The sequence below is a fragment of the Nostoc sp. genome (assembly GCF_035638895.1).
Taxonomy (GTDB): Bacteria; Cyanobacteriota; Cyanobacteriia; order Cyanobacteriales; family Nostocaceae; genus Nostoc.
This window is the reverse complement of record NZ_DASQZC010000017.1, coordinates 1-9,803: the sequence shown is the minus strand read 5'-3', so window position 1 is coordinate 9,803 and position 9,803 is coordinate 1. Positions and strand designations below refer to the sequence as shown.

11 protein-coding genes are annotated in these 9,803 nt (G+C 43.0%); 4 read left to right on the top strand and 7 right to left on the bottom strand.

Annotated features, from left to right (window positions below; genetic code table 11):
- On the bottom strand, positions 1 to 1,617 hold a 1,617-nt coding region (locus VE944_RS00515; RefSeq protein WP_324970850.1), incomplete at its 3' end, for an N-acetylmuramoyl-L-alanine amidase family protein.
- An 86-nt stretch (positions 1,618 to 1,703) separates the two neighbouring features.
- On the opposite strand from VE944_RS00515, the gene VE944_RS00510 reads away from it, so the two are divergent.
- Together VE944_RS00510 and VE944_RS00505 are read left to right on the top strand one after the other, a co-directional pair.
- A complete protein-coding gene (locus VE944_RS00510) occupies positions 1,704 to 3,341 on the top strand; it encodes a CTP synthase (protein ID WP_324970848.1) in 1,638 nt (545 codons plus the stop codon).
- A 94-nt stretch (positions 3,342 to 3,435) separates the two neighbouring features.
- The gene (locus VE944_RS00505; protein WP_118164385.1) at positions 3,436 to 3,858 is read left to right on the top strand and encodes a hypothetical protein; all 423 of its coding nucleotides are present in this window, start codon (positions 3,436 to 3,438) and stop codon (positions 3,856 to 3,858) included.
- A 53-nt stretch (positions 3,859 to 3,911) separates the two neighbouring features.
- On the opposite strand, the gene VE944_RS00500 is transcribed toward VE944_RS00505, so the two are convergent.
- The 4 genes from VE944_RS00500 to VE944_RS00485 all read right to left on the bottom strand — a co-directional run bounded on the left by VE944_RS00500 (position 3,912) and on the right by VE944_RS00485 (position 6,749).
- Positions 3,912 to 4,538: a type I restriction endonuclease subunit R gene (locus tag VE944_RS00500; protein ID WP_324970843.1), complete on the bottom strand. Its 627-nt coding sequence runs from the start codon at positions 4,536 to 4,538 to the stop codon at positions 3,912 to 3,914.
- A gap of 3 nt (positions 4,539 to 4,541) precedes the next feature.
- On the bottom strand, positions 4,542 to 5,444 hold the full coding sequence (locus VE944_RS00495) for an ROK family protein (protein WP_324970841.1): 903 nt from the start codon (positions 5,442 to 5,444) through the stop codon (positions 4,542 to 4,544).
- A 92-nt stretch (positions 5,445 to 5,536) separates the two neighbouring features.
- Positions 5,537 to 5,731, bottom strand: a complete 195-nt coding sequence (locus tag VE944_RS00490) for a hypothetical protein (RefSeq protein ID WP_229552986.1) — start codon at positions 5,729 to 5,731, stop codon at positions 5,537 to 5,539.
- A gap of 121 nt (positions 5,732 to 5,852) precedes the next feature.
- Entirely contained in the window at positions 5,853 to 6,749 is an 897-nt protein-coding gene (locus VE944_RS00485) for an ABC transporter permease (protein ID WP_324970838.1), read from the bottom strand.
- Between the two features lie 191 nt (positions 6,750 to 6,940).
- Between VE944_RS00485 and VE944_RS00480 the strand changes: the two genes are divergently transcribed.
- Together VE944_RS00480 and VE944_RS00475 are read left to right on the top strand one after the other, a co-directional pair.
- Entirely contained in the window at positions 6,941 to 7,357 is a 417-nt protein-coding gene (locus tag VE944_RS00480; protein ID WP_324970836.1) for a XisH family protein, read from the top strand.
- Positions 7,345 to 7,680: a XisI protein gene (locus tag VE944_RS00475; protein WP_190943471.1), complete on the top strand. Its 336-nt coding sequence runs from the start codon at positions 7,345 to 7,347 to the stop codon at positions 7,678 to 7,680. The genes VE944_RS00480 and VE944_RS00475 overlap by 13 nt, the downstream gene beginning before the upstream one ends.
- A 71-nt stretch (positions 7,681 to 7,751) precedes the next feature.
- Here the strand turns inward: VE944_RS00475 and trxB are convergent, their stop codons facing one another.
- Both trxB and VE944_RS00465 read right to left on the bottom strand, forming a co-directional pair.
- Positions 7,752 to 9,122 (bottom strand): thioredoxin-disulfide reductase, encoded by a 1,371-nt coding sequence (trxB, locus tag VE944_RS00470; protein ID WP_324970832.1) that lies wholly within the window; start codon positions 9,120 to 9,122, stop codon positions 7,752 to 7,754.
- A 389-nt stretch (positions 9,123 to 9,511) separates the two neighbouring features.
- Positions 9,512 to 9,803, bottom strand: a 292-nt coding sequence (locus tag VE944_RS00465) for a DUF2887 domain-containing protein (RefSeq protein WP_324970830.1), incomplete at its 5' end; no start/stop codon positions are given.

Below are 9,803 nucleotides of genomic sequence, written 5' to 3'. Positions count from 1 at the left end.
AGCCGCCGGACGTGTCAGCGCTAGGTTGTTCCAAAACACGCCATAATAAGGTCTGCTGAGTTTTTTGACTACATAGTTCTGTAAAAATATTGCGAGATTGTGGGCTTGGGGTTGATACCAAAAAGTGCCGAATCCCTTAGTTTTTTCGGCATCGCCATCATCGGGTAAGGAGTTGTGGTGTATGGAAAGAGCGATCGCAGGTTCTTCTTGACTGATAATTGCCTGACGTTCTACTAAAGAAAGTTCGCGATCGTCCTCCCGTGTCATCACTACCGTTGCTCCTCGCTTCACCAACTCATCCCGCAACAACTTGGATACCACCAAATTTACATCTTTTTCTAAATATCCAGTTGGGCCACTGGCACCAGTTTCTTTACCTCCATGCCCAGGATCAAGTACAATCTTGAAATTAGCTAAAGGCTTGCGTTTTGTGTTACCAATTTTCGGCGGATGACGCAAAGCTAAAACCAGGGTTGTACCGTCGTATCTCAGTTTATATCCCCATTGTTGAGCTTTTTTGAGGTTAAAGGTGTATTTTACTTGTTCTGGAGCCTCTTGTTGCCAATCTAGGCGAGAAATTAGGGGGTCATCATCCAGACGAATAATGTCCGTTTGGGCAGTGGTATTGTAGAGAGTGAGAGCTAAAGCACCCTCACTTTGTTGCACGCTCACAGGTATGGGAACTTGTAAGGGGAAAACTATTTCTGTCGTACCAGGGAGTTGACGGTATCCGACACTGCGAATTATTGTCTGTGGGGGAACTGCACCAGGGAGAATGCGGGTTTCTTTACTATTAATCCAAGCGCCATAGTCTAGACGCAACCATTCACCTTCCTTACCTGTTACTGTTGCGCGTGTGCCTTTTGGCAGTGGTGTAAGTCGGGAATAATCGGTGCTTGGGCCAGTGCGAGCAGCGCCTGACTCTACTATAACCTCAGAAACTGGCAACTCTGCTCTTGAAAGGATTTGAATTTTACCAGTCCCTGGTTGAGTTATCGTCTTGCCATTGAGCGTCAGTTGAAACTGAGGTTGTCCCAAATCGGCGGCTATTGCCACTGTGGTGCAACCTTTATAATTGCCTACGCTAGACTGGGCATAAGGCTGATTTTGCCCTGTCAAAGCTGCCAAATTACTTGGTAGTTGTGCCTGTTGAGGTTGGAGTGGAAGGGCAATAGTTTGATTAGCCAACTTGACAGAGACATTAGCATTAGGGGGTGCGATCGCGCTAAAACAAATTATTTCTCCCGGTAGTCTGGCAATGTCAACTGCGGGAGCCAGGGAATCTTTAGCAAAGGCTAACCCCTGTGGTAGCTCAGGATCGGTGGGAAGCCTTGTCACTTTAATCTGGAGTTCTTGATTGTCGTGACGCACAGTAAAAAGATTCTCCCCCAATTGCAAGGGGAAACTAGGGGAAAAATGACCAGCTTTGCTGCGAGTAATTGGCTTACTATTGATCAAAACCTGACCATCTGGTGGTGCAGTCCCCAGAAAGAAGATTTTTTGGGAACTCGTCTGGTAGCTTGTTTCAGGAAAAACGACTTTAAGAGATGGCTCTGCCAGTGCTACAGAGGAGGTGACAATACAGCTTAATATTACTAATCCTAAAAGGTTTTTCACAAGCTCAATCACAGAAGATTACACCACAATAACTGTGGCACAATGACGGGATGTATTTTTAGAAGTTGTTAAAAATTCAAACTAGTATGACTAAGTTTATTTTTGTAACTGGGGGCGTAGTTTCCAGTATTGGTAAGGGCATTGTAGCAGCAAGTCTAGGACGTTTGCTCAAGTCGCGCGAATATTCCGTGTCGATTCTCAAACTTGACCCTTATATCAATATCGATCCTGGCACAATGAGTCCCTTTCAGCATGGGGAAGTATTCGTTACCCAGGATGGTGCGGAAACAGATTTGGATTTGGGGCATTACGAACGCTTTACCGATACTTCGATGTCGCGGTTGAATTGTGTAACTACTGGCTCGATTTACCAGGCAGTTATCAATAAAGAGCGGCGCGGAGAGTACAATGGCGGCACTGTACAGGTTATTCCTCATATTACTAATGAAATTAAAGAGCGGATTCTGCGAGTTGCTAAAAGTACAAACCCCTCTGTAGTAATTACAGAAATCGGCGGTACGGTGGGAGATATTGAATCACTGCCGTTTTTGGAAGCAATTCGCCAGTTCCGCAAAGAGGTAGGAAGGCAGAATGTGCTGTACATGCACGTAACGCTGGTACCGTGGATTGCTTCTGCGGGTGAAATGAAAACGAAGCCGACACAGCATTCAGTCAAAGAACTCAGATCCATTGGCATTCAACCAGATATTTTAGTTTGTCGGAGCGATCGCCCCTTACCCAAGGGATTAAAGCAGAAATTGTCTGGATCTTGCGATGTGCCGGAAGAATGCGTCATAACCTCCCAAGATGCTAAAAGTATCTATGAAGTACCCTTGAATCTGGAACGGGAAGGAATGGCAGAGCAAGTGCTGAACTTGCTGCAAATGGAACAGCGCAAACCAGATTTGACGCAGTGGCAAACCTTGGTACAACGGTTACATAGTCCCAAGCATGAGTTAGAAATTGCCATTGTTGGTAAATATGTGCAGTTAAGTGATGCCTACCTATCTGTAGTAGAAGCATTAAACCATGCGGCAATTTCCACTTCTGGCAAACTGCGCCTGCGTTGGGTGAATTCAGAAGATTTGGAAACTGGATCAGCCGAAACTTATCTTAAAGGTGTCGATGGGGTAGTTGTGCCAGGAGGTTTTGGAGTTCGGGGGGTGGATGGCAAAATTGCCGCCATTAAATACGCCCGCGATCGCCAAATTCCCTTTTTAGGTTTATGTCTGGGGATGCAATGTTCTGTAATTGAATGGGCCCGGCACGTAGGGGGATTAACAGGTGCTAATAGTGCTGAATTTGACCCTCATACATCAGATCCGGTAATTAATTTATTGCCAGGACAGCAGGAAGTAGTCGATTTAGGGGGTACAATGCGCTTAGGGCTATATCCTTGCCGTGTTCTTCCTGATACACTGGCTTTCAAGCTTTATCAAGAAGATGTAATTTATGAACGACATCGACATCGGTATGAGTTCAACACTGCTTACCGCGATTTGTTGTTAAAGTCTGGCTATGTGATTAGTGGTACTTCTCCCGATGGACGCTTAGTTGAAATTGTGGAATTACCCAAGCACCCATTCTTTCTTGCTTGCCAATTTCACCCAGAATTTCAATCGCGCCCCAGTAGCCCTCATCCTTTATTTAAAGGGTTTATTCAAGCAGCGATCGCTCTTTCTCTTTCAACTTTAGGTACACCAACACCATTGGAGGTGTCATAACAATTCCTAATTAATTGCAACATTAACTTAAGGCTTCAGTAGATTTGGATATACAGGGTGCATCATTCGTAAATTTCGGACTTGGGGAAATGTTGTGGCGTACTGGGTGAAAATCCTTTACGAAAGGAGAGAATATGTAGTGAATTTTGAACGTGTCCATGCTTTTTGTTATGAACTGAACGGCAGGGTTACTTTTTGGTTACCCGATAGTGCCATTCCGATAGTGATTAACCCGCAAAGTAGCTTGGAAGACTATCAAAAGATCCTCGATTATTTAGAATGTGTGACTGGATTGGAATTAGATCATGCCCACTGGGTAAAAATCTATTACGATAAAAACGAATATGTAATTAATCTCAACTGCATCAGTTCTTTTTGTCATGAACCGAATGGCAGGATAACTTTTTGGTTGCCAGATGGCACTATCCCCATCATCATAAACCCTGTGAGTAATCCTGAATCTTATGAAAAAGTTGTAAAATACGTTAAAAAAGCAACAGGATATTCTTTATCTTAGAATTACGAATTACGTTAGCGTAGCGGTAGCGAGTCCGCGAGCGTCATTACGAATTACGAATTACGAATTAATTCTCCAAGGCGCTTCAATACACTGAGTACTTGGTGTAGTTCTGAATCGCGTTCAATTGATAGCGCATAAGATCGTGCATACCAAGGATGTTCTTGTTGAATCAATTTAACAAAAACAAATTCCCTACCGTTGATTAGTAAACCAAAAGTCGGTTGTGCAGGATTTGGACGATCAAGCATATAAGCGAGTGCTTGAGGTAGGGCTGTCATCACATCAAATTTACTGCTTTTAGATTCGATGACAAGTACCCAAAAACGTTTTTGGATGACAAGAACATCAATGTTTCCTTTAACGATAAAATTCTCGTCTTCAGCAGAAATCTCAACAGAAGTCTCGGTTTCAATTTCAAAAGGAAGTTGATAAAACCCAGCTAAATCGAGTAAAGGAGACAGCACTACCATCTTTACCCCCTCTTCTGACATTAGACGGTGCTTATTCAAATTTAAATAGTTGCTTTTCACTCGCGCCATCGCTTGCTTTTGGGCATCAGTCAGAGTTGGTATTTCTGTCCATTCTGGAAAAAAGTTGGTGTCTGTAGCAAGTTGCAAACCAAATTTTTCTTCTAATTCGTAAAGACTGATATCTCTATCTGGGATTGTTTGAACCATAATTTAAAATTCTGAATAGTGTTGCCATGCCAATTTTGCTGCACCTACTATCCCTGCAAAATTACCTAACTCGGCAGGCAATATTTGTAAACCCACCCGTGATAGAGGCTGAACTCGCTTCTCAATTTCTGCCTTCACTGCTGGTATGAAAAATTCAAAGCTGCCACTTATACCGCCACCAATCACGATCGCTTGCGGTGTAAGTACATAAATTAAACTCGTCAAACCAATCCCCAAATACTTACCATATTCTCGCCAAAAAGTCAATGCTGCGGTATCTCCTTGTTGGGCAAGAAAACCCAATTCGACGGGTTCCTTGAGAGTGCGACGGCGAATTGCAGTAGCACAAGCATATTGTTCCAAAGAGCCTTGATTGCCACTATTGCAAATTGGGCCATCAGGATTTAATGAAATTAAACCTAATTCCCCGGCGGCTCCTTGATGTCCAACAAATAGTTTGCCATCAAGGATAATTGCGCCACCAACCCCAGTACCTAAAGTTAGCAGAATCAGATTTTGAAAATCGCGACCGGCTCCTAGCCAAGCTTCTCCCAAAAGAGCGCAATTAGCATCATTAGCGATCGCAGTAGGTTTGCCAGTTTTAGCTTCTAACCAGTCTGCTAAAGGGACATCGATCCATCCAGGTAAGTTAATGGCGATTTTAGCAATGCGTCTTGCTGCATCGGATGGGCCAGGAGTTCCAACACCAATAGCAACAGCTTGATTATCTGGATCAATTTGAGCGATCGCATCTACGATCACCGCCAGCACAGCCTCTGGTGTTGTCGGTTGGGGAGCCGCCACAGTCAAGGATTGCAGACAAGTACCGTCGGGTGTAAAACGCCCCAGCTTAATTGCTGTTCCCCCCACATCAATGCCAATTACTTGAATTTTGTCATTTGTCATTTGTCATGGGGCATTGGTGAACAGTTATTACCTATTATCAAGTTCAAAATCAGCAATTTGTCAGACTTTTAGGCAAATGTGTACTTAGGGTTTTAGGATTTGCCACGAAAATATTCTAAATTTTCTGTTCTATTGGGTGCGAGTCGTAAATTAGCAACAGTCATACTATAAACACTCGATCGCTCTTGCCAAGCTGTAATTGGCGCACCTCTTAAGATACCAGCAAGAGCAACAGAAAGGATAAACCCGCCAGTAGCGGCAGCAATTAACGTTAGATTATCTTTCATACAAATCTCTCTATTGTTTATTTGTCATTTGTCCTACCCTGCGGGAAGCCGCAGAAGCGTCTATGTCGTTTGTCCTTTGTCTTTTGTCCAAAACTAATGACTAATGACTAATGACCAATGACTACTTTCGGATTCTATTTTCTCTTCGTAACCGGGGATTGACAAATTCATTTAACCCCTCACCAAGTAGTGATAACCCTACCACCATGAATGTCATGGTTAAACCAGGGAAAAGTGTAGTCCACCAAATGCCAGTAGGTAGAGCTTCTAAGGCTTGTTTTAAATCATGTCCCCATTCTGCCACTTCTTCGGGAAGTCCTAGCCCCAAAAAGCCCAAACCGCCCAACACCAAAATTGCATCAGCAGCGTTGAGTGTAAATAGAACGGGTACGCTTTGAATGACGTTAAAAAACAGATAACGAGAAAGCACAACCCAAGTAGAAGCGCCCATTGCTTGAGCAGCTTCGATGAACACTTCAGTTTTCACGCTCACGGTGTGGTTGCGAACAACGCGATAATATTGGGGAATGTAAGCAATGCTAATAGCGATCGCTGCATTTAATATCCCACGCCCCACCACAAACGCCAGTGTCACAGATAGCAGTAGTCCCGGTAGAGTGTAGATGCTATCCATAATAAACAGCAACACTTTATCCAATTTACCGCCGAGATAACCACTCAGCATCCCCAAAGGCACACCGATAATCATACTCAGCGCTGTTGCCAAAATCACCACCTGCAAAGCAGCTTGAGCGCCGAACAGCGTCCGGGAGAACACATCATAACCCAAACGACTAGTACCAAACCAATGTTTAGCTGAGGGTGCCTCGTGAATTGGATTAGAGAGAAAATCTTTGGGGTTTTGCAGCCATCCCCAAGCCTGCAATACGGGAGCAAAGAATGCCAGGAAGATGAAAAATAGGGTAATGGCTAACCCGATAAGCATGAGTTTTTGCGAAAGATTGAGACTTTTGCCAAACTGTAAAAATGTCGGTAGTCGCCGTTTTGTAATGGCCATAAAGCGATCGCCTGGAGCAAAGCTTGATACGCTGACTATTTTACATATCAGATAGGGAATTGCGTAAACATCGTGAATAAAAGTCCGGCTGCTTCACGGTGGATACAGGGCTAGACTGAGTTAGAGGTGAAATTATGCCTTATTTTTGCTAGAGATAAATTACTAGCCAAGTGTTACCACAATACTTTGAGATGCCTGCAAGAGATATTTATCATAACGCTGTTAAGAATGCCTTAGTTAAAGAAGGCTGGATAATTACAGATGACCCACTACATTTAAAGTGGGGTCAAAAAGATATGTATGTAGATTTAGGAGCTAAACAACTCTTAGCCGCAGAACAAGGAAGTAAAAAAATAGCTGTAGAAATTAAAAGTTTTATTAGTCCCTCAGAAATGGCAGACCTCAAAGATGCTATTGGGGGATTTATCATGTACCGTGCTGTTATCCATCGCCTCGAACCAAAAAGAACATTATATTTGGCAGTGCGCGACAGCGTATTTACAGCCTTGTTTGAGGAACCGATTGGTACACTTTTAATAGAAACTGAGAATCTCAAGCTACTCGTTTTTAATCCAGAAACTGAGAGGATTATTCAATGGATACCTTAGATAATTATCAACATATCATCAAAGAGGTATTAGTTCCTTACACACAAATTCCTTATTCCCATGCAGCTATTGAGTGTAAGGCAGTATTTGATAGCGAAAACGGCAGCTATTTGCTGATAACTTTAGGCTGGGATGGTGTTAAGCGAATTCACGGCTGCTTAGTTCATATTGATATTATTGATAGCAAAATTTGGGTACAACGAGATGACACAGAAGATGGTGTTACTTACGAATTAGTGGCAGCAGGAATTCCTAAAGAGAAAATTGTCTTGGGATTTCACCCGCCAAATGTTAGGCAACACACAGGATATGCTATTGCCTAACTTATTAAAGCTAACAGTCGTGGGTATGGGTTATTGGGCAAAGTTTTTCCCAGTAACCATTCCCTACTCTCTTACAGATTACTTTCAATCAATTGGCGGTATTCGCTCTTTTGCTTCACACCTTTGACTTCCTTCACTAGTTCCTTGTTTTTAAACAATTGAACTGTTGGTGTTCCTGTCACATTAGCATTTTCAGCAATATCTCGGTCTTTGTCGATGTCAATTTCCACAAAGTGAATTTTGCTGTCAAATTCATCCACCACTTTATTTAAAATTGGCTTCAGGGTATGGCAAGGGCCACAACCAGGAGAGACGTATTTAACAAGGAGTAAGCGATCGCTTTCGTGGAACAATTTCCGTAAAGCATAACCTCCCTCATGGCGCGTCGCATCCAATTTAAATCCAGCTTCTTCCTCGGCTTCAGTCTTTTTAGCTGGCTGAGGTTCTAATTCATTATCTGCTGTTTCTGTCTGTTGATGGAATTCTTGAATCAAGCCAGTGAATGATAACCAGCGTTCTACCAACATCGCCGCCATACAGCCACTACCCGCAGCCGTAATTGCTTGCCGAAACTCATGATCTTGCACGTCCCCAGCCGCAAAAACGCCTTCTACACTAGTTTCTACAGAACCAGGCTTAGTGACAACGTAACCTATTTCATCCAGTTCTAACTGACCTTTAAATAGAGAAGTGTTAGGGCTATGACCAACGGCGTAGAATAAACCCTTAGCGGGCAGTTTGCTCTCTTCACCAGTTTTAGTATTACGGACTTTCACGCCTTCCATGTGGCCGTTACCGAAGATATCCACCGCTTCTGTGTTCCAATGCACTTGGATTTTTGGGTTACTCAAAACGCGGTCTTGCATGGCTTTAGAAGCCCGCATTTTATCGGTACGTACCAACATATTTACCTTAGAACCATACTTGGTCAGGTAAATTGACTCTTCCGCGGCCGAGTCGCCAGCACCAATCACAGCCAATTCTGCACCGTGGAAAATTGGTGTTGCACCATCGCAAATTGCACAAGCGGAAATACCCCGACTCCAAAATTCATGTTCGTTGGGTAAACCTAAACGTTTTGCTGTTGCACCCGTAGCAATGACGATGCTGTTGGTTTTTATTTCCCTTTCTTGCGATCGCACTGTAAATGGCCGCTGACTCAAATCAACTGATATAACATCTTCAGTATATAGTTCAGCCCCCCAGCGCTCCGCCTGAGCCTTCATCTGATCCATCAGTTCCGGGCCGGTAATCCCTTGGGGAAACCCTGGAAAATTCTCAACTTCCGTCGTTGTCATTAGTTGCCCACCAGGTAATCCCCCGGCTTGGAAACCTTCAAATACAACGGGTTTCAGGTTAGCGCGTCCGGCATAAATAGCTGCTGTGTATCCTGCTGGGCCAGAACCGATAATTACCAAGTTTTCTACAGTTGTGTTAGCCATGAAAATATATAAACTCATAACGACTACGCTTAATATAGCATAACAAACTCTGATTGGCTACGCCAGATAGTGAGCGATGTCTGCGACGGGCTACGCCTACGCCAAATGCCTACGGTACTATGCGCTCAACACTTGTCAAAGATACTCTTAACCGCTAAAAGCTTTCTCGCAGATATTTCCTGATAACTTCAATATCTATTTCTAGCAATTTTGCCATTTCTTGAACACTCATACCTCGATCTCTAAGTTTTGGGGCTAATTTCAATCTACTCTTTTCCCAGATGTTCTTGTACAATCGAGTAATTGTAAATTCATCTAAATCAAACATGGTTTCAATTGCTCCTAATATATGTATGTAGCAGTTCCGTAAGTCCCGATATTGTGAACCACTAATACTGTTCTTGCAGATATTTCTTGATAATTTCAACATCTAGTTCTAAAAATTCTGCTATTTCTTGAATACTCATACCTTTCTCAACACATTTTGGGACTAATTTCAATTTTGTTTCTAGTTCTGTTTTCGGCTTTGTCTTTTCCACGATACTCTCGTACAATCGAGTATTTTTGAATGCATCTAAATCGAGCATAGCTTCAATTTCCTCTAAAGTAAGATTGGGAAACTTATAAAATACAATGGCTTGGATAAATCCTAGCACTTTCTTTTGAAGATTTTCATCGGGA